Origin of the sequence: Rhodococcus sp. NPDC127527, assembly GCF_042672245.1 — a bacterium.
Classification (GTDB): Bacteria; Actinomycetota; Actinomycetes; order Mycobacteriales; family Mycobacteriaceae; genus Rhodococcus_G.
Map to the genome: position 1 here is coordinate 24797 of NZ_JBHXVP010000011.1, position 25737 is coordinate 50533.

General features: G+C 69.8%; 25 protein-coding genes. 19 read left to right on the plus strand and 6 right to left on the minus strand.

Annotated features, from left to right (window positions below; genetic code table 11):
* The first annotated feature begins 1 nt into the window (after nt 1).
* The 9 genes from ACFVH2_RS18165 (at nt 2) to ACFVH2_RS18205 (ending at nt 7457) form a co-directional block, all read left to right on the plus strand.
* A complete protein-coding gene (locus ACFVH2_RS18165) occupies nt 2-1165 on the plus strand; it encodes a CaiB/BaiF CoA transferase family protein (protein WP_378425389.1) in 1164 nt (387 codons plus the stop codon).
* 75 nt (nt 1166-1240) lie between these two features.
* On the plus strand, nt 1241-2899 hold the full coding sequence (locus tag ACFVH2_RS18170) for an FAD-dependent oxidoreductase (protein WP_378425387.1): 1659 nt from the start codon (nt 1241-1243) through the stop codon (nt 2897-2899).
* Nucleotides 2896-4326 (plus strand): ATP-binding protein, encoded by a 1431-nt coding sequence (locus ACFVH2_RS18175; protein ID WP_378425385.1) that lies wholly within the window; start codon nt 2896-2898, stop codon nt 4324-4326. Before ACFVH2_RS18170 ends, ACFVH2_RS18175 begins: the two co-directional genes overlap by 4 nt.
* Nucleotides 4319-4666, plus strand: a complete 348-nt coding sequence (locus ACFVH2_RS18180; RefSeq protein ID WP_378425383.1) for a UBP-type zinc finger domain-containing protein — start codon at nt 4319-4321, stop codon at nt 4664-4666. The genes ACFVH2_RS18175 and ACFVH2_RS18180 overlap by 8 nt, the downstream gene beginning before the upstream one ends.
* Nucleotides 4667-4723: 57 nt before the next feature.
* A complete protein-coding gene (locus ACFVH2_RS18185; protein WP_378425381.1) occupies nt 4724-4975 on the plus strand; it encodes a hypothetical protein in 252 nt (83 codons plus the stop codon).
* A 216-nt stretch (nt 4976-5191) separates the two neighbouring features.
* Entirely contained in the window at nt 5192-5521 is a 330-nt protein-coding gene (locus tag ACFVH2_RS18190; RefSeq protein WP_378425379.1) for an ArsR/SmtB family transcription factor, read from the plus strand.
* A gap of 2 nt (nt 5522-5523) precedes the next feature.
* Complete coding sequence (locus ACFVH2_RS18195; protein WP_378425377.1) at nt 5524-5979, plus strand: SRPBCC domain-containing protein; 456 nt, start codon at nt 5524-5526, stop codon at nt 5977-5979.
* A 2-nt stretch (nt 5980-5981) separates the two neighbouring features.
* A complete protein-coding gene (locus ACFVH2_RS18200; RefSeq protein ID WP_378425375.1) occupies nt 5982-6338 on the plus strand; it encodes a VOC family protein in 357 nt (118 codons plus the stop codon).
* 189 nt (nt 6339-6527) lie between these two features.
* Entirely contained in the window at nt 6528-7457 is a 930-nt protein-coding gene (locus ACFVH2_RS18205) for a S1C family serine protease (RefSeq protein ID WP_378425373.1), read from the plus strand.
* A 36-nt stretch (nt 7458-7493) separates the two neighbouring features.
* On the opposite strand, the gene ACFVH2_RS18210 is transcribed toward ACFVH2_RS18205, so the two are convergent.
* The 3 genes from ACFVH2_RS18210 to ACFVH2_RS18220 all read right to left on the minus strand — a co-directional run bounded on the left by ACFVH2_RS18210 (nt 7494) and on the right by ACFVH2_RS18220 (nt 9852).
* Nucleotides 7494-8471 carry an NAD(P)H-quinone oxidoreductase gene (locus ACFVH2_RS18210; protein ID WP_378425371.1) on the minus strand — a complete coding sequence of 326 codons (978 nt, stop codon included), beginning with the start codon at nt 8469-8471 and terminating at the stop codon, nt 7494-7496.
* Nucleotides 8472-8541: 70 nt separating this feature from the next.
* Complete coding sequence (locus ACFVH2_RS18215; protein ID WP_378425369.1) at nt 8542-8844, minus strand: three-helix bundle dimerization domain-containing protein; 303 nt, start codon at nt 8842-8844, stop codon at nt 8542-8544.
* A 30-nt stretch (nt 8845-8874) separates the two neighbouring features.
* Entirely contained in the window at nt 8875-9852 is a 978-nt protein-coding gene (locus ACFVH2_RS18220; protein ID WP_378475716.1) for a zinc-binding alcohol dehydrogenase family protein, read from the minus strand.
* A gap of 84 nt (nt 9853-9936) precedes the next feature.
* On the opposite strand from ACFVH2_RS18220, the gene ACFVH2_RS18225 reads away from it, so the two are divergent.
* Nucleotides 9937-10512 carry a TetR/AcrR family transcriptional regulator gene (locus tag ACFVH2_RS18225; protein ID WP_378425365.1) on the plus strand — a complete coding sequence of 192 codons (576 nt, stop codon included), beginning with the start codon at nt 9937-9939 and terminating at the stop codon, nt 10510-10512.
* Between the two features lie 24 nt (nt 10513-10536).
* Here ACFVH2_RS18225 and ACFVH2_RS18230 read toward each other — a convergent pair whose 3' ends face one another.
* Nucleotides 10537-11550 carry an alcohol dehydrogenase catalytic domain-containing protein gene (locus ACFVH2_RS18230; RefSeq protein WP_378425363.1) on the minus strand — a complete coding sequence of 338 codons (1014 nt, stop codon included), beginning with the start codon at nt 11548-11550 and terminating at the stop codon, nt 10537-10539.
* Nucleotides 11551-11891: 341 nt separating this feature from the next.
* On the opposite strand from ACFVH2_RS18230, the gene ACFVH2_RS18235 reads away from it, so the two are divergent.
* Complete coding sequence (locus ACFVH2_RS18235; RefSeq protein WP_378425361.1) at nt 11892-13175, plus strand: sensor histidine kinase; 1284 nt, start codon at nt 11892-11894, stop codon at nt 13173-13175.
* 19 nt (nt 13176-13194) lie between these two features.
* Here the strand turns inward: ACFVH2_RS18235 and ACFVH2_RS18240 are convergent, their stop codons facing one another.
* Together ACFVH2_RS18240 and ACFVH2_RS18245 are read right to left on the minus strand one after the other, a co-directional pair.
* On the minus strand, nt 13195-14340 hold the full coding sequence (locus ACFVH2_RS18240) for an MFS transporter (protein ID WP_378425359.1): 1146 nt from the start codon (nt 14338-14340) through the stop codon (nt 13195-13197).
* Nucleotides 14337-15233, minus strand: a complete 897-nt coding sequence (locus tag ACFVH2_RS18245) for a PAC2 family protein (RefSeq protein ID WP_378425357.1) — start codon at nt 15231-15233, stop codon at nt 14337-14339. The genes ACFVH2_RS18240 and ACFVH2_RS18245 overlap by 4 nt, the downstream gene beginning before the upstream one ends.
* Nucleotides 15234-15284: 51 nt before the next feature.
* Between ACFVH2_RS18245 and metH the strand changes: the two genes are divergently transcribed.
* The 8 genes from metH to hisG are packed head-to-tail and all read left to right on the plus strand — an operon-like array spanning nt 15285 to nt 25684.
* On the plus strand, nt 15285-18854 hold the full coding sequence (metH, locus tag ACFVH2_RS18250; RefSeq protein WP_378425355.1) for a methionine synthase: 3570 nt from the start codon (nt 15285-15287) through the stop codon (nt 18852-18854).
* Nucleotides 18847-19548, plus strand: coding sequence for an HAD family hydrolase (locus ACFVH2_RS18255; protein WP_378425353.1), 702 nt, complete (start codon nt 18847-18849; stop codon nt 19546-19548). Before metH ends, ACFVH2_RS18255 begins: the two co-directional genes overlap by 8 nt.
* Nucleotides 19549-19574: 26 nt before the next feature.
* Nucleotides 19575-21065, plus strand: a complete 1491-nt coding sequence (locus ACFVH2_RS18260) for an ABC transporter substrate-binding protein (RefSeq protein WP_378425351.1) — start codon at nt 19575-19577, stop codon at nt 21063-21065.
* Nucleotides 21066-21070: 5 nt separating this feature from the next.
* On the plus strand, nt 21071-22018 hold the full coding sequence (locus ACFVH2_RS18265; RefSeq protein WP_378425349.1) for an ABC transporter permease: 948 nt from the start codon (nt 21071-21073) through the stop codon (nt 22016-22018).
* The gene (locus tag ACFVH2_RS18270; protein WP_378425347.1) at nt 22015-22845 is read left to right on the plus strand and encodes an ABC transporter permease; all 831 of its coding nucleotides are present in this window, start codon (nt 22015-22017) and stop codon (nt 22843-22845) included. Before ACFVH2_RS18265 ends, ACFVH2_RS18270 begins: the two co-directional genes overlap by 4 nt.
* An 11-nt stretch (nt 22846-22856) precedes the next feature.
* Nucleotides 22857-24470 (plus strand): dipeptide ABC transporter ATP-binding protein, encoded by a 1614-nt coding sequence (locus ACFVH2_RS18275; protein ID WP_378425486.1) that lies wholly within the window; start codon nt 22857-22859, stop codon nt 24468-24470.
* Between the two features lie 45 nt (nt 24471-24515).
* Nucleotides 24516-24779 carry a phosphoribosyl-ATP diphosphatase gene (locus ACFVH2_RS18280; RefSeq protein WP_378425345.1) on the plus strand — a complete coding sequence of 88 codons (264 nt, stop codon included), beginning with the start codon at nt 24516-24518 and terminating at the stop codon, nt 24777-24779.
* A gap of 53 nt (nt 24780-24832) precedes the next feature.
* A complete protein-coding gene (gene hisG, locus ACFVH2_RS18285) occupies nt 24833-25684 on the plus strand; it encodes an ATP phosphoribosyltransferase (protein WP_378425343.1) in 852 nt (283 codons plus the stop codon).
* The last annotated feature ends 53 nt before the right edge of the window (nt 25685-25737 follow it).

Genomic DNA, 25737 nt, shown 5'->3' on the forward strand with positions numbered 1-25737 from the left:
GGTGGCCGCACCGCTTCTGTACGGAATCCGGGTGGTCGAGTCGGCGAGCCTGTTGACCGGGGCGACCGTCGGCATGCTGCTGGCCGACCTCGGTGCCGATGTGGTGAAGGTCGAGCCCCCGCACGGAGACCTGATCCGGTGGGCGCTCGGTCAGATCGAACCGGGATACAGCCCGGCGCACCTGCAGTTGAACCGCAACAAGCGCGCGGTCACCGCGGACCTGCGCACCGCCGACGGGGTGCGCCGGTTCCGCCGACTGATCGAGGACGCCGACGTCCTCGTCGACGGCAACGCGCCCGGCGTCCTGGCCGGGTTGGGACTCACCGAAGCAGTTCTGGCGGAATTGAATCCGGTTCTGGTGCACTGCTCGGTCAGCGGCTACGGAGCCAGTGGCCCCTACGCGCGAATCCCGACCCACGGGCTGATGATGAGCGCGCTCGTCGGTGGCAACCCGACGGCAGTGACGTCCGACGGGCACCTCGTACCCACCGAGACCGAAGGCGCCTCGATCAGCGGCCGCGGCGGGGACGCGGCCGCGGCGGCGGGAACGGCTGCGGCGCTGCAGATCTGCGCCGCGCTGGTCCGGCGGATGCGCGCCGGCGCCGGCTGCCGGATCGACGTGTCCGGTGCGGACGCACTGTTCGCGCAGTCGATGATCCCGGTCGTCTACCACGCGAACCGGGACCGGATCCGGGACGACAGCACGCTTCCGCTGCTCAGCGACGGTCAGGCCGGGCCCCGGTACGGGCTGTACGCGACCGCGGATCGGCGAGCGGTCGCGTTCACCGCGCTGGAACCGAAGTTCTGGAAGCGCTTCTGTCGCGTGGTCGAGCGCCCCGACCTGGCCGACGCGGGGTTCGACTCGGCGGACCTCACGGCGTCGCTCGTGACGGTCTTCGCCGGGCGGACACAGCGGGAGTGGATCGACGTCGCGCGCGACTGCGGACTGGCGATCGGTCCGGTGCACAGCACGATCGGCGACATCGCCGCCGACCCGCACCTGGCCGAACGCGCAGTGCTGGTGGAGTCGGAGCACCCCGTCGCCGGCCCCTTCACCCATGTCGGACTGCCGGGCCTGATCGACGGCGAACCGCTGACCGTTCGGCTGCCGGCACCCGCATTGGGGGAGCACGATCACGAGTTTGCCGACGGCTGGCCTGGGTGACGGCGAACAGCACAGAACCGGCCGATCGAGGCATACTCGAACGGGAGGCTCAGCGGCGCTCCGGATGGGAGAGGGATGGCACTGCCCGCGATTCTCAGCGTCGACGACGATCCGACCGTCTCCCGTGCGATCGTCAGGGATCTGCGCCGACGGTACGGCGAGAAGTACCGGATCATCCGGGCACAGTCCGGCGACGAGGCCCTGTCCGCGCTCAAGGAGATGAAGTTGCGCGGTGACCCGGTCGCGGTGCTGCTCGCGGACTACCGGATGCCGGGGATGAGCGGCATCGAGTTCCTCGAGCTGGGCATGGACCTGTATCCCGCCGCGAAGCGGGTGCTGCTCACCGCCTATGCCGACACCGACGCCGCGATCGACGCGATCAACGTCGTGGACCTCGACCACTACCTTCTCAAGCCGTGGGATCCGCCCGAGGAGAAGCTCTACCCAGTGCTCGACGCGCTGCTCGACGCCTGGCTGACCTCCGACCGGAGGCCGGTGACCGAGACCAAGGTGGTCGGGCACCGGTGGTCGGCACGGTCCGCGGAGGTGCGCGAGTTCCTGGCCCGCAACCAGCTCCCGTACCGGTGGTACATGTCCGACGAACCGGAGGGGCAGCGGTTACTCGAGGCTGCGGGCGCCGACGGCATGCGGCTGCCGGTGGTGATCACGTGTGACGGCACGCCGCTCGTGGAGCCGACCGATGCGCAACTTGCGGACCACGTCGGACTGGCCACCACGCCGTCGTCGGACTTCTACGACCTCGTCGTGATCGGCGGTGGGCCGGCAGGGCTGGGCGCGGCGGTCTACGGGGCGTCGGAGGGCCTGCGCACCGTGCTGATCGAGCGCACCGCCACCGGCGGCCAGGCCGGGCAGAGTTCCCGAATCGAGAACTACCTGGGCTTTCCGGACGGCCTTTCCGGGGCGCAGCTCGCCGACCGGGCGCGTCGGCAGGCGGCCAAGTTCGGTGCCGAGGTGATCACCACGCGCGATGTCGTCGCCCTGGAGGTGAACGGGTCGGCGCGCACCGTCCGGTTCGCGGACGGGGCGTCGCTGAACGCGCACACCGTGATCCTGGCCACCGGGGTGTCCTATCGGCAGTTGTCGGCACCCGGGTTGGACGAGTTCACCGGGCGCGGTGTGTATTACGGCTCCGCGGTGACGGAGGCCGCGCGCTGCGCAGACCAGGACGTGTACATCGTCGGCGGGGCCAACTCCGCGGGGCAAGCGGCGGTCTACCTCGCCCGGGGCGCGCGCTCGGTGACCGTCGTGGTGCGCGCCCGTTCGCTGGACGACTCCATGTCGCACTACCTGATCCGGCAGATCCAGCAGGATGCGAGGATCTCGGTTCGGGCATGCTCGGAGGTGGTCGGAGTCGAGGGCGACGACCATCTGGAGCGGATCACCTTGCGCGACAACACCACAGGCCGTACCGAGACCGTCGATGCGCAGTGGCTCTTCCTGTTCATCGGGGCCGCGCCGCGCACCGACTGGCTCGACGGTGTCGTGGTGCGCGACGACCACGGCTACGTGGTCTCCGGGCCTGACCTGGTGGTCGACGGCAAACGGCCCCGGGGCTGGGAACTCGACCGCCTGCCGCAGCACCTCGAAACCAGCGTGCCCGGGGTCTTCGCGGCCGGGGACGTGCGCTCCGACTCGGCGAAGCGGGTGGCGTCGGCGGTAGGAGAGGGAGCCATGGCAGTGATGCTCGTGCACCGATACCTGGCCAAGTCGTGAACGCGCGGCCGGTGTGCACCGAAGAGGAACTGCGGTCGCTGTTCCTCTTCGAGAAGCTCGACGACGATCAGCTCGCGCAGCTGTGCCGCGCGGGCCGGGTCGAGGTGATCGAGCCGGGCCCGGTGTACCGCGAGGGCGACCCCGCGACCTGCTTCTACGTGCTCGTCGAGGGTTCGGTGGTGCTCACGAAGCTGTCGGGTGGTCACGAGGTGGAGATCGTGCGCACCTCGCATCGCGGCGCGTACGCGGGCGCCTGGACCGCGTACATGGGCGACCGTGTCCCGCAGGTGTACACGGGCTCGATGACCGTGCCTGAGCGCTCCACGTTCTTCGTCCTGGACGCGGGTGACTTCGCCCGCTTGATGGCGGAGTGGTTCCCCATGGCGCTGCACCTGCTCGAGGGGCTGTTCTTCGGTAACCAGAGCTCCCGCGAGATACTCGACCAGCGGGAACGGCTGCTCGCGCTCGGTTCGCTGTCCGCCGGGCTGACGCACGAGCTGAACAATCCGGCCGCGGCGGCGGTCCGGGCGGCCTCGACGCTGCGGGACCGGGTGGCCGGGATGCGCCACAAGCTGGGGATGATCGCCTCGGGTGCCTACGACCCCGCGACCCTCCGGGCGCTGATCGGGATCCAGGAGGAGGCCGTGGAGCTGATCGCGAAGGCTCCCACGCTGAGCCCGTTGGAGGCGGCGGACCGGGAGGATGCTCTCGGCGAGTGGCTGGAGGGCCACGGCATCGCGGAAGGGTGGAACCTCGCGCCGAACTTCGTGCAGGCCGGCCTCGACGTCGCCTGGCTCGAGGGGGTCGCGGCCGCGACCTCGCCGGATGTCCTCACCGGTGCCGTCGCATGGCTCAACTACACCATCGAGACCGAGTTGCTGATGAACGAGATCTCGGACTCCACCGCCCGAATCAGCGCGCTCGTCGGCGCCGCCAAGCAGTACTCACAGCTGGACCGTGCCCCGTTCCAGGACTCTGACGTGCACGAACTGCTCGACAGCACCCTGGTGATGCTGGCAGGCAAGATCGGCGGCATCGACGTCGTCAGGGACTACGACCGCGCACTGCCGCGCGTCCCGGTGTATGCAGCCGAACTCAACCAGGTCTGGACCAACCTGATCGACAACGCGGTGGGCGCCATGGACGGCCGCGGCACCCTCACCGTCCGTACCCGCCGGGACGGCGACTGTCTGGCCGTGTCGATCGCAGACACCGGGCCGGGCATTCCCGACGAGATCCGCAGTCGCATCTTCGAGCCGTTCTTCACCACCAAGGCGGTCGGGGAGGGTACGGGGCTCGGACTCGACATCTCGTGGCGCATCGTCGACAAGCACCACGGAGACATCCGCGTGCAGTCTCGGCCGGGGCACACCGAGTTCGTGGTCCGCATCCCGCTCACCGCGCCGGAAGGAGACAACGATGCCTGAGATCGCCGGAATCGATCTGGAGGTACCGCCGAGCGGCCCGGGCTGCGCGGAGTGCGACCAGGCCGGGGGCTGGTGGGTGCACCTGCGCCGTTGTGCGCAGTGCGGTCACATCGGGTGCTGCGACACCTCGCCCGCGCAGCACGCGAGCGCGCACGCGGCGGCGACCGGTCACCCGTTCATCCAGAGCTTCGAGCCGGGCGAGGACTGGTTCTTCGACTACCGGACCGAGCAGATGTACGAGGGCCCCGACCTGGCTCCACCGCGCCACCATCCGGTCGACCAGCCGGTGCCGGGCCCCGCGGGCCGGGTGCCGGCGGACTGGGAGGACCACGTCCATTAGCGTCGCCCGACCCACCCCTGATCACGGGCACCCGCCGCGTCGCCGGGTGTGGTGCACGTGGATCCCATTCAGTACTCGTTGTTCGGGGCGGAGCGACGTCGGCCGTTCTTCGATCTGATCGGTCAGATCGGGGCAGTCGGCCCGCGTCGGGTGGTCGATCTCGGTTGTGGTCTCGTCAGCAACGCCCTGCTGCAATGGGTGCCGACGCATCGCGAGCTGCTGGTGGAATGGGCGGGCGAACTCGAGCTCGGCGGCTGGATCGCCTTCCAGGTGCCCGCGAACTTCGGATCCAGTCCGCCAGGCGGTTGAGGTCCGACGGCAGGTTTCCGCGTCGATACAACGAGTCAGCCGAGTTGAGGCAATTCGGGTCGAAACCCGTTGGGACAGCATGAAGCACCCCTTCGCCTGGCATTTTTGCGGCCGGGGCTTGCGAGAATCCGCAGGTCAGGCGTGAGCTGCCGATCCGTCCCACATTGGTTAACCAGTTGCTTGACTTATTCGCGATCGATCGCAATAGTTAAGTGCATGCTTAACCAGTCTGGTTCAGAAGGCATAGGCCGCGTGTTCCAGGCGCTCGCCGATCCGACTCGGCGGGCGATCGTGGAGCGCCTGGTGTGCGGCCCGGCGGCGGTGAAGGCGCTGGCCGAGCCGCTGACGATGTCGTTGCCCGCGGTGATGCAGCACCTGCAGGTGTTGGAGGCGGCGGGCGTGATCGTCACCGAGAAGGTCGGCCGAGTGCGTAGCTGCCGGATCGAACCCAAGTCGCTGCGCGAAGCGGAGCAGTGGCTCGGCCGTCAGCGTACGGAGTGGGAACGGCAGCTTGATCAACTCGACGACTATCTGAAGGGAAATTGATCATGGAGGTAACGCACTCGACGTTTACACTCGAGCGTCGCTTTCCGGCCTCGGTCGAGCGGGTGTTCGAGGCTTGGGCGTCTCCGGAGGCGCGAAGACGCTGGATGGCCCATGGGGCCGAGCACTCTCAGAACTTTGTGGTCGGCGGCCTCGAGACGGTCAAGGGGTTCGATGGAGAAGGCCGCGCTCTCACCTATGAGGCGCGCTACGCCGAAATCGTGCTCAATGAGCGAATTCTCACCATGTCGACCTTGCACACCGAGGACCGACTGTCGACGGTCTCGGTCACCAGTGTCGAGTTCCGGGCAGAGGATGCCAACACCTGGGTGGTCCTGACCGAGCACGGTATGTACGTACCCGGCCAGGAGCAGCACGAGTGGCGAGAACGGGGAACCGCGCAGCAGTTGGACACACTGGCCGCGGAGTTCGCCGCAGTCGCTGATGCACAGGAGAACTGATCATGGCGCAGGTTGATTTTGTGCTGGCCGTCGTCGCGGTGAGCGATATCGAAGCCGGCCGGGCGTGGTACACCACGTTGTTCGGCCGCGAACCCGACAACAACCCGATGCCGAACCTGGTCGAATGGCAGGTCACCGATGGCGGCTGGGTGCAGGTGACCGAGGACCCCGTGCGCGCCGGCAATGGGATGCTCAACTTGGCCGTGTCTGACATCGAGGAAGGTGTTCGCGAACTTCGCGAAATGGGTCTCGGGACTGGCCGAATCATGGACGCAAACAAGGGCGTACGACTATGTCCGATCGCCGATCCTGACGACAACATGATCCAGCTGGTCGGAAACTTCCGGGTGAAGTACTGACTGAAGGGGTTGCTGCGCGCGCTGGCTCGCGGCCCGCGATGCCGCGGCCACGTCATCGGGAACGAACCCCGGCCACGGCAGCATGCACAGCGCAACGGCAAGCCCGAGCCCGCGTCCGCGGTCGTCGGTTGGTTTCGGCTCTGCGCGAACGGCGGTATCGGCCACGTCGGCGGATGGGTTGATCGGTGCATGAGCAAGGATGCGGAGCCACTGGACGCGTTCTCCGAAGCCGTGATTCGGGTCGCCGAGCGGGTCCTCCCGAGCGTCGTCAGTCTGCAGGTCCGGACCCGGCGGGGGACAGGGGGCGGCAGCGGGTCGGTGCTCACCCCCGACGGCTTCATCCTGACCAGTGCCCACGTCGTCGACCGGGCGAGGCAGGCTGACGTGACGTTCTCCGATGGCGGCGAGGTGGTCGCGGACGTCACCGGCCGGGACACCCTGTCGGACCTGGCGGTTCTACGTGCGAGGGGTGACGTGCCACCGGCGGTGGCGCGAGGCGATGCGGCCCAGCTGCGGGTCGGTCAGCTGGTCGTTGCCGTGGGGAGTCCGCTCGGCCTCGCCGGCAGCGTGACCGCCGGTGTCGTCTCCGCGCTGGGTCGGTCGCTGCCGACGCGGTCCGGTCGGGTCATCGACGAGGTCATCCAGACCGATGCGGCCCTGAACCCCGGCAACAGCGGCGGCGCTCTCGCCGACAGCGAAGGTCGCCTGGTCGGTGTGAACACGGCCGTCGCCGGTGTCGGAGTCGGTCTCGCGGTGCCGATCAACGCGACAACCGAACGGATCATCGCCTCGCTGATGCGTACCGGACGTGTGCGCCGTGGCTGGCTCGGGATCGCCGGGACGCAGGTTCCCCTGCGGCCGGAGCTCGCCGCCAAGCTGGGGCGTAAGCGCGGTGTCCAGGTCGCGCAGGTCGTGCCCGGAAGTGCCGCCGCGACGGCGGGGCTTCGCACCGGCGACATCCTCGTGGCGATCGACGGAGACCCCGTCGCGACCGCCACCGACATCCAGGCACTCATGGTCGAGGGCACCATAGGCCGGCGCATCGAGGTCACCGTGTGGCGCAACGGCGCCCTCGTCGACGCCGTCGCCGTCCCGCGGGAACTCGCCGACGAGACGTAGTCGTCGCAGTGCGGTGCGTGACGGCAGCGGTGCCGTTCAGGGGACGGTGAGGACGACGGTGCCGAAGGTCCGTCCCCCGTACAGCAGTTCGTGTGCTTCGGCGGCCAGCGGCATGGGCAGCACGGTGTCGACGACGGGGGCGATCACCCCGCGTGCGATCACCGGCCACATGTGTCTGCGGACGGCCGCGACGACGGCGGCCTTCTGATCGGGCGGGCGGGAGCGAAGGGAGGTCACCGCGATGCTGGCCCGCTTGCTGAACAGCAGGCCGAGGTCGACCTCGACGGGCCCGAGTGTTCCGCCGATGACGACGAGATGTCCATCGGGTCCGAGACACTCGATGTTCTCGCGCAGGTACGGCCGGCCGACCACGTCGAGGATCGCGTCGACGCCGCGGCCGCCGGTGGCGGCGAGCGCCCGCGCCACGAAGTCGTCGGTGCGGTAGTCGACGGCCACGTCGGCTCCGAGCCGCAGCACCCGGTCGAGCTTGGTCCGGCTCCCGACGGTGGTGATCACATGGGCTCCGGAGGCCTTCGCCCATTGGACGGCCATGGTGCCGATGCCGCTGCCGCCGCCGTGCACGAGGACCCACTGTCCTGCGCGCAGGTGGGCCTTCAACGTCAGGTTGGCGTATGCGGTGCACGCCGCGTCGGGCAGCGCCGCTGCCTCCGGGAAACCCAGGCCGTCCGGGATCGGCAGCAACTGTCGTGCGGGCGCGACGGCCAGTTCCGCGTACCCACCGCCGCCGAGCAGCGCGCAGACCTGCTCGCCCTCCGACCAGCCGATCACCCGTTCGCCGACCCGCTGGATCGTGCCCGCGCATTCGAGGCCGGGAACACGGGGTCCGCCACCCGGGCTCGGATAGTGGCCTTCGCGTTCGAGGAGGTCGGCGTGGGTGATCCCGGCGGCTCGGACGGCGACCACGACGTCGGTCGGTGAGGGCTCGGGACGGCTCATCTCCCGCCACGTCAGCACCCCGGGAGGCCCCGGTGCGTCGAACGCGATTCCTCGCATGTGTCCACTGTCGACCACTTCGACTCGGAGGTCGAGGGGTGGCGAGCCGCGCCTGACGGTCTTCCTTCGGTCAGCGCTTTCGATGGCGACCGGTAGCCCCCGGAGGGCTGGGTTCAGCCGGGCCGGGATTGCCACTGCCTGCGGGTGCGGCGTCGGCGCCGACAGCGACGTCCCGTGGACCGGTGCGGTTGAGCTCGGCTTCCGCATTGCGCTCGACCAGCAGCGGGACGAAGTCGCGGACACGCCTGCCGGCGAAGTGTGTGTGCGACGCAGCGACGATTGCGCGAACCGTTGCAGCCGGGACGTTCGGATGTTTGCGGGTCAGGCGTTCGACCACGAACTCGATGTGACGCTCTTCGTCATCCGCGGGCATAAGAAAGTGTGGATCGAAGCCGACTGCCCGTCAACCCTTTTCAGGCGTCAGGACGAACATCCCTTTCGCGTGCCGCAGCTCGATCCGTTCGTGTGCGTGTCCCGCATCGTCGAATCCGAGCACCGTGTCGATGATCGGGGCGATGCTGCCGTTGGCCGCGAGTTCGAGGACAGTCGACTGAGTGATGGCAACCCGGGCGAGCCAGGCGGGGCCGCTGCAACCGGTCAGCGAGAGCCCTCGAGCGAGCAGGTCCGAGGACGTGACCGCGGCGGGCGTGCCGCTGAGCATTCCGTAGTAGAGCATTCGCCCCACCAGTGGTGTCATCGCGTCGAGGACGGCGAGCGAGCTGCTGCCGCCGACCGACTCGAACGCGACGTCGATGGTGTCGCCTCGCAACGCTTCCGGTAGGCGGTCGGCCCAGTCCGGTTCGGTGTGATCGATGGTGATGTCTGCCCCGAAACTGCGGGCGCGTTCGCGGTTCTCGGGGCTGCCGGCGGTCGCGATGATCGTGCCCGCGCCCCGCGAGCGCGCGAGTTGGGTCAGGTAGCCGCCGACGCCAGTGCCTGCGGCTTCGATCAGGATCGTGTCGTCACCGGACAGGCGCGCGGTCTCGAGCAGTGCCAGTGCGACGGATCCGCCCATCACGACCGTGGCGGCATCGACGCAGGACAGCCCGTCCGGGATCGGAACGGCGGATTCCGCAGGCGCGCACACCAACTCGGCATGTGCCCCGATCCCCATGCCCGCGACCACCACGCGGGTGCCGACGAGCGCGGGGTCGACGCCGGCGCCGACCTCGGTGACGACGCCCGCGGCCTGCGTGCCGAATACCGCCGGTAGCCCCGTCGGGACGGGAAAGACGCCGGATCTGATCTGGGTCTCGACGAAGAGTACCGGGGTGGCCTCGGTACGAACGAGCACCTCCCCGGCCGCCGGCGACGGCTCGGGAACCTCCCGGGTGACGAGGGTTTCCGGGCCGCCGGTGGCCGTCAACATGACTGCTCTCATATGATTTCCCCTAATCTGACCGCCGGTCCGGTTCTGGTGCGTTCGACGATATGGACCGCCGGTCAAGTTGTCAATGGAGGTGTGGTGTCGTCCGAGGTTCGGAGATCAGAGCGAGCGGATGCCGCGCGGAATCGGCGCGCGATCCTCGACGCCGCGGCGCGGTTGCTGGCCGAGCGCGGCCCCAGCGATGTGTCGATGGAGCAGATCGCGGCGGCCGCCGGCGTCGGCAAGGGAACTCTGTTCCATCGGTTCGGCAGTCGCGCGGGCCTGATGCGCGCGCTGGTTCTCGAGCGAGCCGAGGACCTCCGCCGCGCCGTGGTCGACGGCGCCCCGCCCCTCGGCCCGGGTGCGCCGGCCGGTGAGCGGCTGCTGGCCTACTTCGACGCCATGACCGACCTCGTGGTCGTCAACATCGGGCTGGTGGTGGCCTACGACACTGCCACCGAGGATCCGCACACCGACGAGATTCACGCCTTCTGGTACCGACACATTGCGGACCTGCTTTCGGAAGCCCGACCGGACGTCGATGCCGACATGTTCGCCCGACTTCTGCTCGGCACCCTGGGCGGCGAGCTCGTGCTGCACCTCATCCAGTCGGGGCAGACCGCCCGGCTGAAGACCGGCATACACCAACTCGTCGAATCCGTGCTGCGCAGCTGACGCCACCGAACCGCCGCGACGGGGTCACATGGTGAGCACCATCCGGTAGCGGGCGCGTCCCTCCTCGGTGGCGGCGTACGCCGCCACCGCGTCGGCCAGGGGGCGTTCCTCGATCCGGGCGCGAACTCCCGAAACGACCGCGAACCGCATCGTCTCCTCCACGTCGCGGGCGGTGCCGGCGGGGTGACCGGTCACGCTGAGCCCGCGCAGGATCAACTGCAGGGGACTGATCGGCAGCGGGTCGGGGGTTGCGCCGATGACGACGAGTTCGCCCTGCGGCAGCAGTCCACCGACCGTGGCGGCCATCGCGTTCGAGTTCGCGGCGGTCGCGAGGACCACCGACACGCCTCCGAGCTCGCGCAGGGCTTCGCCGACGTCGCCATCGGACGAGTCGACGTAGTGCTGGGCGCCGAGCTCGAGGGCGTCGTCGCGCTTGCCCTCGCCGCGGGCGACGGCGATCGTGTCGAAGCCCATCGCCCGCGCGAACTGCACACCGAGGTGCCCGAGCCCACCGACTCCCAGGACCGCTACCCGGTCACCGGGACGCGCCCGGGTCTTGCGGAGCGCGTCGAAGGTGGTGACGCCGGCGCAACCCAATGGTGCGGCCTCCACGAAGGACAGTTCGCGAGGTATTCGGGCGAGTGCGTTGGCCGGGACGGTCACGGATTCGGCGTATCCGCCGGGATAGTGCCAGCTCGGCACCTGCAGCTTCTCGCAGTGGATGAAGTGGCCTCGCCGGCAGGGGACGCACTCGTTGCAGTGACCGCCGAACCAGCCCACGGCGACCCGGTCGCCGACAGTGAAGTTGTCGACGCCGGTGCCGAGTTCGGCTATGGTTCCGGCGATCTCGTGACCGGGTGTGAGCGGCCAGGACATCCCCGGGAATCCGCCGTTGACGAATCCGTGATCGGTGCCGCAGATCCCGCACGCGGCAACCTCGATCCGGACGTGATCGGGCTCGGGTGCGGTGGTTTCGACGTCGACGAGGGTCAATATCTCCCCGGCCGACCGGACGTGCACTGCTCGGTGTGTCGACATCTGCATCCTCGCTGTCCGTGTCGCACGGTGATGGGATCCAGCGTTGCTGTGGGCGCACTCGGCCCGGGTCGGTCGCGGGCGTCACCCGGCGACATCAGGGCGACCGGGCCCACGATCCAGTCAAGACCCTCGATTGAGCTCCTGGCAAGAGCCACTCACGGGCGGTGAAGCGGTACGGGCGCCGCGGCCGATCCGCGGGTGGCTTGCCTGATCGGCGAATAGAGTCTGGAGTGTGGACCGAGCATCGACCTCGCCCCGGACCGGTCGCCCGGCACGGCAGGGTCCACGCCGGTAGGCCTCGACTGCGGCCGGTCGCGGCGCGCTCAGCGAGAGGTGGCCGCATGTCGGAGGTGCTGGTACCGGCGAACGGACGCGACGGTACCGATTTCGAACGAATACTCCTCGAACACGCCTATCGCGGGGTGCACCTGCAGCTCGCCTTGCGCGGGGCACTCGTGCTGTTCATCGGACTGACCCTCCTCGTCGTGCCGCCGGCCAACGGCTTCGGCGTGTGCGCGGCGATCCTGACGGGCTACGCGATCTGGGCGAGTGCGGTGGCACTGTGGGCGCGCCGCGGTGGCCGGGGGCCGGTGAACGCGATCTGGCTCGCACTGTTCGTCGACCTCGCCGTGCTCGCCGGCCTCGCGCTGTTGACCGGCGTTCAAGCGCAACAGAGTTGGACCGCGAACATTCTGACCAACGGGTTGTTCGTGATACCCCTGCTGGCGTGCACACAGCTGCGCCCGCTGGTCTGCGTCGGAGTCGTCGTCCCGACGGTCGGGGCGTTCCTCGCCGCCAGCTGGGCCACCATGTCCTCCAACGAGGAACCGTGGTCCTCCGTCCTGCTCAGCACGATGGCGCTCGCCTGTCTGGGTGCAGGCGCAGTAGTCCTCAGTCGCATCCAACGCTCCAGGGTGCTGACCATCGGCAGGCTCGTCAGGGACCGCACCGCGCTCCTCGCCGAGTTGGTGAGCCTCGAGCAACGCGAACGGCGTGCGATGTCCGAGCAGCTTCACGACGGTGCGCTGCAGTACATTCTGGCGGCCAAGATGGACCTCGACGATCTGACCGGCGCCGATCCCGGAGCCCTCGAACGCATCACGCACGCACTCGGCGAGACCTCGACCCTGTTGCGGGCCACCGTGTCGGAACTGCATCCGACGGTGCTCGATCACATCGGTCTCGCCCGCGCGCTCGGCGACCTCGCCCGATCCGCGCAGGCCCGCGGGGGCTTCACGGTGGACCTCGAGACATCTCGCTGGGGCGACGACCTCCGCACTCAGGTCGACGACGTGTTGTTCAGTGCCGCACGCGAACTGCTCAGCAACGTCGTCAAACACGCGCACGCCCACAGCGTGCGGATCGAGCTCGCGAACACCGGCGGACGCGCGGTGCTCGCGGTGACCGACGACGGTGACGGAATCTCCGCCGAAGCGATCGACCGCAGCCGCGGCCGCGGCCACATCGGGCTGACCTCGCACGAGTTGCGTGTCGTCGCCGCAGGCGGCAGCTTCGCCGTCCGCCCCGGACCCCGAGCAGGAACGGTGGCCCGCATGGAGATTCCCTTCGAGGTCGCCGAACCGGTGCCGGGGCCGTCCGCGGCGGCGCGACGCAGCTCGGGGTGAGGCGTCGTTGCGTGCGACCTCAGTCGGCGCGTCGGTGCGTGCGGGGCATGAGCACCGGCGCGGCGATCGCGAGCATCGCGGTCGGCAGCACGAACGCCGCGACCGGGCTGGCCGCGTACAGCGGGGTCAGTGCCAGCGGGGCCAGGGCCGACCCGGTGAATCGCAGCGCCTGCACCACAGACACCGCGCCGCCCCGGTTCGCGCCCTCCGAGGTCAGGATCGCCGAGTTGACGCCGACGAGCACGAACTGCCCGGCCACGCCCGCGAGCGCCCAACTCACCGCGACCGCCCCGACCGACCCGAGCAGCCCGGTCGCGGCCACCAGCACCGCGCCGCCGATCGCCCCGGTGATGACGGCCGCGCGGGCCCCGAATCGGTCGATCGCGACACCGACCGGTCGGGCCGCCAGCATCCCGGCGAGGCCGAACACGGTCAGCAGCAGGCCGCGGTGCGCCGAGTCGAGACCGAGGGTGTCCTCGGCGCGGAACGCGACCAGGAAGTTCAGCCCGCCGAGGGCACCCCAGCCCAGCAACGCGACCAGGCCCACCCGCAGCACCGTCGGCCGGAGGGCGTCCCGGAGGCGCGGGGGAGCGTCGGGGGTCGTGGGCTCGTCGGCCGGCGGCAGGCCGATCGCGCCGAGCCCGACGGCCACCACCGCGATCACCGCGAACGCGATCCGCCAGTTCACCTCCGCGGCCAGCCCGCCGACCAGCGGTGCGGTGGTCTGCCCGGCCGCCTGCAGCGCCCCGAAGACGCCGAGCGCCCGGCCCAGCCGGGCCTGTGGGGTGACCGCAGCGAGTGCCGCGAGCAGCAGGGGCGTGGTGAACGAGTTCGCGCAGCCCTGCAGCACTCGGCTGACCTGGAACACCGCGAACGTCGGCGCGACGACAGCCAACAGGGCCGCGGCCGCGTACACCCCGTAGGCGACGCGCACGGTCCGCAACCCGCCCCAGCGGGCGCCGTACGTCCCCGAGACGAGCATCAGCGCGGCGAACGGCAGCAGGTAGGCGGTCAGCGAGGATGCCGCCTGCGAGGTGCTCACCCCCAGTGAAGCGCCCAGCTCGGGGAACATCGACGCGACCACCCCGCCACCGAACGGGCCGAGGAAACCGCCCGCGTACAGCGCACCGCGTTGCAGTCGTGCGCGCAGGTCGTGCGAGCTCACAGACCGCCGAAGCTGCCCGGCCCGCGCCGCCGCAGGTAGCGCTCGAACTCGGCCGCGATGGCGTCGCCGTCGATCTTCGAGATCACCTCGGAGATGTCGACCTCCGCGTCGCCGCGCTCCTCGAGCGACCGGACGTACTCGGCGATCTCCTCGTCCTCGACGGTCATCTCCGTCACCGACTGCTCCCAGTCCTCTGCCTGCGACGGCAGTTCGCCGAGCGGGACCTCCACGTCGAGAACGTCCTCGACCCGCTGCAGCAGCGCGACGGTGGCCTTCGGATTCGGCGGCTGCGAGACGTAGTGCGGGACCGCGGCCCAGAAGGAGATGGCCGGAACCCCCGCCTTGACGCACTCGTCCTGCAGCACACCGGTGATGCCGGTCGGCCCCTCGTAGCGGGTCTGCTCGAGGTTGAACCGTTCCGCGGACTCGGTGCTGTAGGCGGTACCGGTCACCGGCACCGGCCGGGTGTGCGGGGTGTCGGCGAGCAGCGCGCCGAGGATGACCACGGTGGTCACCCCGAGGTCCTCGATGATCTCGAGCAGGTCGTCGCAGAAACTGCGCCAGCGCATGTTCGGCTCGATCCCGCGCAGCAGCAGTACGTCGCGCTCGCTGCCGGGCGGCGAGCACACCGAGATCCGGGTCGCGGGCCACTGGATCTCCCGGGTGACCCCGTCGACCTGCCGGACCTGCGGGCGGTTGACCTGATAGTCGTAGTAGTCCTCGGAATCCAGCTCGGCGAGCGGGCGTGCGTCCCAGGTCAACTCCAGGTGTTCGACGGCGCCGCTGGCGGCGTCGCCGGCGTCGTTCCACCCCTCGAACGCGGCAACCAGGATGGGGTTGCGCAGCGTGGGGACGTCGCCGTCGGGCGGGAGCAGGGGTTCGGTTGGACTCACCTGCCTAGCCTACGACCAGGGTGCTTCGCGTCGCCCACTACTCTGGACGGCATGTCTGCCCCATTCCACTCCGCCCTGCTGGATGCGCTCTCACAGCGCGTTGTGATCGGCGACGGTGCCATGGGAACCATGTTGCAGGCCGCGGATCTCACTCTCGACGACTTCCTCGGCCTCGAAGGCTGCAACGAGATCCTCAACGAAACCCGCCCCGACGTGCTGCGCGAGATCCACGCCGCGTACTTCGAGGCCGGCGCCGACGCCGTCGAGACCAACACCTTCGGCTGCAACCTGCCGAACCTCGCCGACTACGACATCGCCCACCGGATCCGTGACCTGTCCGAGCGTGGAACCCGCATCGCCCGCGACGTCGCCGACGAGATGGGACCCGGCCGCGACGGCATGGCCCGCTTCGTCCTCGGGTCGATGGGCCCCGGCACGAAGCTGCCGACCCTCGGCCACGCACCGTTCGCGGTACTGCGCGACGCGTACACCGAGTCGGCGCTCGGCATGATCGACGGCGGCGCCGACGCGATCCTCGTCGAGACCTGCCAGGACCTGCTCCAGGTCAAGGCGGCGATCATCGGCAGCCAGCACGCGATGGACCAGCTCGGCCGTCGGATCCCGATCATCACCCACGTCACCGTGGAGACCACCGGCACCATGCTGCTCGGCAGCGAGATCGGCGCCGCGCTCACCGCGCTCGAACCGCTCGGCATCGACATGATCGGCCTCAACTGCGCCACCGGTCCGGACGAGATGAGCGAGCACCTGCGCCACCTGTCCAAGCACTCGCGGCTGCCGGTGTCCGTGATGCCGAACGCGGGACTTCCGGTGCTCGGCGTCAACGGTGCCGAGTACCCGCTCACCGCCGAGGAGCTCGCGGTCGCGCTCAGCGGCTTCGTCACCGAGTACGGACTGTCGATGGTCGGTGGCTGTTGCGGCACCACCCCCGAGCACATCACCCGCGTCGCCGAAGCGGTCCGGTTGGTCGAGCAGGGCCTGCGCACTCCCGCGCCCGAGCCGGGCACCTCGTCGCTGTACTCGGCGGTCCCCTTCGAGCAGGACGCCAGCATCCTGATGATCGGCGAGCGCACCAACTCCAACGGCTCGAAGGCCTTCCGCGAGGCCATGATTGCCGAGGACTACCAGAAGTGCATCGACATCGCGAAGGACCAGACCCGCGACGGTGCACACATGCTCGACCTCAACGTCGACTACGTCGGTCGTGACGGCGCGGCCGACATGGCCGCGCTCGCAAGCCGATTCGCGACCGCCTCGACACTGCCGGTGATGCTGGACTCCACCGAGCCCGACGTGCTGCGCGCCGGTCTCGAGCACCTCGGCGGCCGCTGCGCGGTGAACTCGGTCAACTACGAGGACGGCGACGGACCCGACTCCCGGTTCCAGCGAATCATGCGACTGGTGAAGGAGCACGGCGCCGCCGTGGTCGCGCTGACCATCGACGAGGAGGGTCAGGCCCGCACCGCCGAGCACAAGGTGCGGATCGCCGAGCGGTTGCTCGAGGACATCACCACCAACTGGGGCCTGGACGAGTCCGACGTCATCATCGACGCGCTGACCTTCCCCATCTCCACCGGTCAGGAGGAAGTGCGCCGCGACGGCATCGAGACCATCGAGGCGATCCGGGAACTCAAGCGCCTGCACCCGCGCGTGCACTTCACCCTCGGCATCTCGAACATCTCCTTCGGCCTCAACGCGGCCGCGCGACAGGTGCTCAACTCGGTGTTCCTGCACGAGTGCACCGAGGCCGGTCTCGACACGGCGATCGTGCACGCGTCGAAGATCCTGCCGATGGCCCGCATCCCCGAGGAGCAGCGGCAGGTCGCACTCGACCTGGTCTACGACCGCCGCCGCGAGGGCTACGACCCGCTGCAGAAGCTGATGGAACTGTTCGAGGGCGTCTCGGCGGCCTCCGCGCGCGAGACCCGCGCCCAGGAACTCGCCGGCCTGCCGCTGTTCGACCGGCTCGAGCGTCGGATCGTCGACGGCGAACGCGATGGCCTCGAGGCGGACCTGGACGAGGCGATGACGCAGCGGCCGCCGCTGGAGATCATCAACGAGACGCTGCTGGCGGGCATGAAGACGGTCGGCGAGCTCTTCGGCTCCGGCCAGATGCAGCTGCCGTTCGTGTTGCAGTCCGCCGAGGTGATGAAGGCGGCGGTGGCCTACCTGGAGCCGCACATGGAGGCCACCGACGAGGACGGCAAGGGCCGCATCGTCATCGCGACGGTCAAGGGCGACGTCCACGACATCGGCAAGAACCTCGTCGACATCATCCTCAGCAACAACGGCTACGAGGTGGTCAACCTCGGCATCAAGCAGCCGATCGCGACCATCCTCGACGCGGCCGTCGACAAGAAGGCCGACGTGATCGGCATGTCCGGTCTGCTGGTGAAGTCGACCGTCGTGATGAAGGAGAACCTGCTCGAGCTCAACGCCAAGGGCGTGGCCGAGCAGTTCCCCGTCCTCCTCGGCGGCGCCGCGCTGACCCGCTCGTACGTGGAGAACGATCTCGCCGACGTGTACGACGGCGAGGTCAGCTACGCGCGCGACGCGTTCGAGGGCCTGCACCTGATGGACTCGATCATGGCGGTCAAGCGCGGCGGCGGCCCCGATCCGGACAGCCCGGAGGCGCTGGCCGCGAAGGAGAAGGCGGCCGAGCGCAAGGCGCGCCACGAACGCTCCAAGCGAATCGCGGAGGCGCGCAAGGCCGCCGAGGTGCCGGTCGTGGTGCCGGAACGCTCCGACGTGGCCACCGACATCGCGGTCCCGACACCGCCGTTCTGGGGCACCCGCATCGTCAAGGGCATCGCCCTCGCCGACTACTCGGGTCTGCTCGACGAGCGCGCGCTGTTCCTGGGCCAGTGGGGACTGCGCGGTCAGCGGGCCGGCGACGGGCCGACCTACGAGGAGCTGGTCGAGACCGAGGGCAAGCCGCGGCTGCGGCACTGGCTGGACCGGCTCGCCTCCGAGGGGATCCTCGCGCACGCGGCGGTGGTGTACGGCTACTTCCCGGCCGTCTCCGAGGGCGACGACGTCGTGGTCCTCACCGAACCCACACCGGATGCGCCGGAACGGATGCGGTTCAGCTACCCGCGCCAGCAGCGCGACCGGTTCCTGTGCATCGCCGACTTCGTGCGCTCGCGCGAGGAGGCCCGGCGAACCGGGCAGGTGGACGTGCTGCCGTTCCAGCTGGTGACCATGGGGCAGCCCATCGCCGACTTCGCCAACGAGCTGTTCGCGGCCAACAACTACCGCGACTACCTCGAGGTGCACGGCATCGGCGTGCAGCTGACCGAGGCGCTCGCCGAGTACTGGCACCGGCGCGTGCGCGAGGAGCTGACCCTGCCGGGCGGGCACCCGCTCGCGGAGCAGGATCCCGCGGACGTGGAGGAGTACTTCAAGCTCGGATACCGCGGTGCGCGTTACTCGTTCGGCTACGGCGCCTGCCCGGAACTCGAGGACCGCGTCAAGATGGTGACCCTGCTCGAGCCCGAGCGGATCGGGGTCAAGCTGTCGGAGGAACTGCAGCTGCACCCGGAGCAGTCGACCGACGCCTTCGTGCTGCACCACCCCGAGGCCAAGTACTTCAATGTCTGACGGCGTGACCGGCGGTGGGGCCGGATTGCGGGCCGTCCTGTGGGACATGGACGGCACACTGCTCGAGTCGGAGAACCTGTGGGACGTCGGTGTCCGCGAGCTGTCCGAGCACCTCGGCGGGCCGATGGCCGAGGACACCCGGACGGCCACCATCGGCGCGGCGACGCCCGACGCCCTGGCGATCATCTTCGCGGCGCTGCGGCTCGAGCCGACTCCGGAGGCGGTGGCGCAGGCCAAGTCCTGGCTGTACGCGCGCATGGCGGAGATGTTCGCGGCGGGACTGCCGTGGTGCCCCGGTGCGCGGGAGGCGCTGACGCTGGTCCGGTCCCTCGGGCTCGGTTCGGTGCTGGTGACCAACACCGAACGGGTACTGTGCGAGCCCGCACTCGACACCCTCGGGCGTGAACACTTCGACCACTCGGTGTGCGGCGACGAGGTCGCCGCGGGCAAGCCGGATCCGGCGCCCTACCTGCGGGCGGCCGAGTTGCTCGGTGTCGATCCGGAACACTGTCTCGCGGTGGAGGATTCGCCGACCGGTGCCGCGGCGGCCGAGGCGGCCGGCTGTGCGGTTCTGGTCGTGCCGTCGCTGGTCCCGGTGCCGGCCGGGCCGCGTCGCACGTTCCGGGACGGCCTGTCCGGTCTCGGTGCCGGGGATCTCCACGCGGCGTGGCAGTCGGTGTACGCGCTCTCCTGACCGGGGCGCATGGCAGGATCGCAGCCATGATGGCGAGGGTCGTCGCACTTGCCGCGGTCACCGCGCTGACCGCGGCCGGGTGCGCGGCCGGGGCGGGTCTGTCCGGGCCGGGCGGTCCGGACACCCTGACCGTGGCGCTCACCGCCAAACCGGACAACCTCGACTTCACCCGCACCGCCGGCGCGGCCATCCCGCAGGCGTTGCTGGACAACGTCTACGAGGGTCTGGTGCGACTCGACGACGCCGGCGCGATCGTCCCGCTGCTCGCCTCCTCGTGGACCGTCAGCACCGACCGCACCGTCTACGACTTCACCCTGCGTGAGAACGCGACGTTCAGCAACGGCGCGCACTTCACTTCGGACGACGTGAAGTTCAGCATCGAGCGGGTCAAGTCCGACTGGACCGCGAACTCGCCGGCCGCGATGGCCGTGGTGGACCGGGTGGAGACCCCGGCGTCGAACCTGGCACGGGTGGTGCTGCGCCGGCCGAGCAACGAGTGGCTGTTCGCGATGACCGGACCGGTCGGGGCCGTGTTCACCCCGAGCGGCGTCGGCCAGCTCGCGACCACGGCGATCGGCACCGGACCGTTCACCGTGGCGCGGTGGAACCCCGGATCGGAGCTGGCGCTGGCGGCGAACCCGCGGTACTGGGGACCGCCACCGGCCATGAAGAACGTTCGGCTGCGGTACTTCTCGGATGCGACCGCGCAGGCGAACGCGTTGCGGAGCGGTGGGGTCGACGTGATCTACGGACTCGGTGCGCCGCAGTTGCTCGGGCAGTTCGCGACGGACCCCCGGTTCCGTGTCACCCAGGGCACCACCAACGGCGAGGTCACCCTGTCGATGAACGGTGCGGTCGCGCCGTTCGACGACGTCCGGGTCCGGCGCGCCGTGATGTACGCGGTGGACCGGAAGGCGGTGCGGGACACCGCCTATGCCGGCTACGGAGAACTCATCGGGTCGATGGTTCCCCCGACCGACCCCTGGTTCGAGGACCTCACCGGTGTCTACCCCTTCGACCCGGAGCGGGCGCGGGCGCTGCTCGCCGAGGCCGGAAACCCGCATCCGGTGGTCCGTTTCGACGTCCCCAACCTCCCGTACGCGACCGCGGCCGCGCAGGTGGTCAGCTCGCAACTGCAGCAGGTCGGATTCGCGGTGCGCACCAATCCCGTCGAGTTCCCGGCGGTCTGGCTCGACTCGGTGTTCACCCGGCACGACTACCAGATGTCGGTGATCCAGCACTCCGAACCGCACGACATCGCGACCTTCGGGAACCCGAAGTTCTACTGGGGCTACGACAACCCGACGGTGACCCGGTTGCTCACCGAGGCCGACGCCGCCGACGAGGCCGGATACGTAGCCGCGATGCGCGAGGTGGCGAGGACCGTCACCGACGACGCCGCCGCGGACTGGTTGTTCCTGTTCCCGCTGCTGGTGGTGGCGGACGCGGATCTGACCGGGCTGCCGCGTAACTCGACCTCGCTGGCGATGGACCTGTCCCGGGTGCGGCGGGGGTAGCGGCGATGGCGTTGGCGCTCGCACGTCGCCTCGGGATCTTCGTGCTCACCGCGCTCGCGGCGTCGGTGCTGGTGTTCGCGCTCCTGTCGGTGCTGCCCGGCGACCCGGCACGGATCGCGCTCGGGGTGCAGGCCTCGGCCGAGGAGGTCGCTCGCGAGCGCACCGCGATGGGCCTCGACGCGCCGCTGTACCAGCGCTACGCAAGCTGGGTGTGGGGAATGCTGCACGGCGACATGGGAACCTCGTACCTCACCCGACAGTCGGTGGGACCGGAGATCTTCGACCGGCTGCAGGTGACGGCCTGGGTGGTCGGGGCGGGCATGATCGTCGCCCTGGCCATGGCGTTGCCGCTCGGCGTGGCCGCCGCGGTCCGGGCCCGCAGGCCGGACGGTCTGGTGATCGGTGGAATCAGCCAGGTGGGCATCGCGATTCCCGCGTTCCTGGCCGGGGTGCTGCTCTCGACCGTGTTCGCGGTCGAGTTGGGCTGGCTGCCGTCGAGTGGCTGGCAAGCGCCGATCGAGGGTGTCGGTGGCTTCCTGTCCTACCTGGCGTTGCCCGCGCTCGCGTTGGGTCTGGTGCAGGGGTCGGTGCTGACGCGGTACGTGCGCTCGGCGGTGCTCGACGAACTGGGCGAGGACTACCTGCGCACCGCGCGGGCCAAGGGACTGACCGGGACTCAGGCGCTGCTGCGGCACGGCCTGCGCAACGCCGCCATCCCGGTGGTGACGGTCGTGGGGGTGCAGTTGACCACGTTGCTGATCGGTGCGGTGGTGATCGAGCGAGTCTTCGTGATCCCGGGGCTCGGCAGCCTGCTGCTCGACAAGGTCGGTCAACGGGACATGGCCGAGGTGCAGTCGATCGTGCTGGTGCTCGTGCTGGCGGTGCTGGTGCTGAACCTGGTGGTGGATCTGGTGTCCACGGCGATCGATCCCCGCTTGCGGAGCGCGGCATGAGACCGCGCGCGGTGAGGCGTCTGCCCGGGACGTTGGTGCTCGGCGGGCTGCTGGTCGGGGTGGTGGTCGTCGCTGCGCTGGTCTCCCTGTTGTGGACGCCCTACGACCCGACGGTCGTCGACTCGGCGTCGCGGCTGCTGGCGCCGAGCGCGGAGCACTGGCTCGGCACCGACGACTTCGGCCGCGACATCCTCAGTTCGCTGCTCGTGGGCGCGCGCACCACGCTGTTGGTCGGTGTGGTCGCGGTGGCCGTCGCCGCCGTGATCGGCATCCCGGTCGGGGTGAGCGCCGGCATGCGACCCGGCGCCGCCGACGAGGTGCTGATGCGGGGCAACGACGTGCTGCTCGCGTTCCCGGCCCTGTTGCTGGCCATCGTGTTCGCCGCGGTGTGGGGTGGCTCCACACTCACCGCGATGACCGCGCTCGGCATCGGCGCCGCACCGGGATTCGCCCGGGTCGCCCGTGCGGGCACCCGTCAGGTGATGTCCCAGGACTACGTGCTCGCCGCCCGCGCCTGCGGGCAGGCTCCGTCGCGGATCGCGATTCGCCATGTGCTGCCCAATATTTCGAGTGAGCTCATCGTGCAGGCCTCGGTCACCTTCGCGATCGCGGTGCTCGCCGAGGCGGCGCTGTCCTACCTGGGGTTCGGCACCCCGCCGCCGACGCCCTCCTGGGGCCGGATGCTGCAGGAGTCGCAGCCGTACCTCTATCTGCAGCCGATGGTGATGCTGTGGCCCGGGCTGGCGATCGCGCTGACGGTGCTCGGTTTCAACCTGCTCGGCGACGGGCTCCGCGACCGCCTCGACCCGAGGGCGGTGCGGTCGTGAGGGGGCGGTCTCTGCTCGAGGTCGCCGACCTGCGAGTGCACGCCGGAGGACGCACCCTGCTGGACGGGATCAGCTTCGGTCTCGACGCGGGTGAGCGGCTCGGCCTGATCGGCGAGTCCGGGTCGGGGAAGTCGCTGACGGCGCTGAGCCTGATGGGGTTGCTGCCCGAGCCGCTGCGCGCGAGCGGCACGATGGCCCTCGAGGGCGTCCCGGGGAATCTCGTGGACCTGGGGGAGCGGGAGTGGTCGCGGCTGCGCGGCGACGACCTGGCGATGGTGTTCCAGGAGCCGATGACCGCGTTGAACCCGCTGATGAAGGTCGGCAACCAGGTCGCCGAGGTGATCGCCCTGCACGACAGGGGCGTCGGGCGCAGGGAACGGCGGACCGCGGTCCTGGACCTCCTGGCCTCGGTGAACCTGCCGGACCCGCCCAGGATCGCCCGGTCGTACCCACACGAGCTGTCCGGCGGTCAACGGCAGCGGGTCCTGATCGCGATCGCGATGGCGAACCGGCCGCGGGTGCTGATCTGCGACGAGCCGTCGACCGCACTGGACGTCACGACGGCGGCACAGATCCTCGACCTGATCGACACGACGGTCCGCGAGCACGACACCGCGCTGCTGATGATCACCCACGACCTGGCGGTGGTCTCGCAACTGTGCGAGCGGGTGCTCGTGATGCGCTCCGGGGCGATCGTCGAATCCGGGCCGATCGGGGAGGTGTTCGGGGATCCACGCGATCCGTACACCCGATCGCTGCTCGATGCCTCGCGGCTCGATCCCGGCACGTCCGCCCCGGGTGAACACCAGACCTCCGGAGCCCCGGTGTTCAACGAGCACAGCGACCCCCTCGTCTCGGTGCGCGGACTCGGCCGAACGTATCGGGGGTCACGCTCGTCGTTGCTGCGCCCGGCGGAACCGGTGCACGCGCTGGCGGAGGCGTCCTTCGACATCGGAACCGGCCAGCGTTTCGGGGTGGTCGGCGAGTCGGGATCCGGGAAGTCGACCCTGATCCGGCTGCTCTGCGCCCTCGACACCCCGAGCGAGGGGTCGATACGCGTCGGCGGGCAGGAGATCGTCGGCGCCCGCGAACGGGACCTGCGACAGTTCCGGCGGGACGTGTCGATCGTGTTCCAGGATCCGATGGGGTCGCTCGATCCACGGATGACGGTCGGCGACATAGTGGCCGAGCCGCTCTCGCAGCCGTCGGACACGTCGGAGCGGGTGGCGCGGATGCTCCTCGCCGTCGGTCTCGAGCCGGACATGGCAGGGCGGTACCCGCACCAGTTCTCCGGCGGTCAGCGCCAGCGCATCTCGATCGCGCGTGCCCTGATCACCTCGCCGAAGATCCTGGTCGCCGACGAACCGGTCAGCGCGCTGGACGTCTCGGTGCGCGCGCAGGTGCTCGACCTGCTCGCTGGACTTGTCGCCGACTACCAGTTGACGCTGCTGCTCGTCTCCCACGATCTCGCCGTCGTCCGGCACGTCTGCGAGGTGGTCGCGGTGATGCACCGCGGCCGGATCGTCGAGTGCGGACCCACCGAGGAGGTGTACGAGCGCCCCCGCGACCCCTACACCGCGCAGCTGATCGACAGTGCGCCGAAACTCGCCGTGCCCGACGCCTGAGTGCGGGCGTCGCGGCGTCTCGGCGCTGTGAAACAATTGGCACCCGTGAAGACCTTCGATTCGCTGTTCGCCGAGCTGACCGACCGTGCCGCCACTCGCCCCGAGGGCTCCGGCACCGTGGCCGCATTGGATGCAGGCGTCCACGCCCAGGGCAAGAAGGTGATCGAGGAAGCCGGCGAGGTGTGGATCGCCGCCGAGTACCAGAGCGACGAGCAGCTGTCCGAGGAGATCTCCCAGCTGCTGTACTGGGTGCAGGTCCTGATGGTCGGGCGCGGGCTGAAGCTCGAGGACGTCTACCGACATCTGTGAGCCCCGCTCGCACTCCCGGTAGACCCCATTCGACCTTCCCGAAAGGAAGCAGCATGCTGCGCGTCGCAGTACCCAACAAGGGCTCCCTCTCCGAGTCCGCCGCCGAGATCCTCAGCGAGGCCGGCTACCGCCGCCGCACCGACTCGCGCGACCTGACCGTCCTCGACCCCTCGAACCAGGTGGAGTTCTTCTTCCTGCGTCCCAAGGACATCGCGATCTACGTCGGTTCCGGCGAGCTCGACCTCGGCATCACCGGTCGCGACCTCGCGCTCGACTCGGCCGCACCGGTCACCGAGCGCCTCTCGCTCGGCTTCGGCCGCTCCAGCTTCCGGTATGCCGCCCCCGCCGGGAAGCAGTGGACACCGGAGGATCTCGCCGGGCTGCGCATCGCCACCTCGTACCCGAATCTCGTGCGAAACGACCTGGCGCGCAGGGGCATCGAGGCCACCGTCATCCGACTCGACGGCGCGGTGGAGATCTCCATCCAGCTCGGTGTCGCCGACGCCATCGCGGACGTGGTCGGCTCGGGTCGCACCCTGCGTCAGCACAACCTGGTCGCGTTCGGTGATTCGCTGTGCGACTCGGAGGGCGTGCTCATCGAGCGCGACGGCTCCGACGGCGACGACAAGGCCCGTAACCAGCTGATCGCTCGGGTGCAGGGCGTCGTCCGCGCACAGCAGTACGTGATGCTCGACTACGACTGCCCGCGCTCGCGGCTCGACGAGGCGTTGACGATCACGCCCGGTCTCGAGTCCCCGACGATCGCGCCGCTGGCCGACGAGGGCTGGGTCGCGATCCGCTCGATGGTCCCGCGCAAGGTGAGCAACGACGTGATGGACCAGCTCGCAGAGATCGGCGCCAAGGCGATCCTGGCCACCGACATCCGGACCTGCCGGGCGTTCTAGACGACAGCGCAACGGCCCCGACCACGGTATGTGGTCGGGGCCGTTCGTTTGTG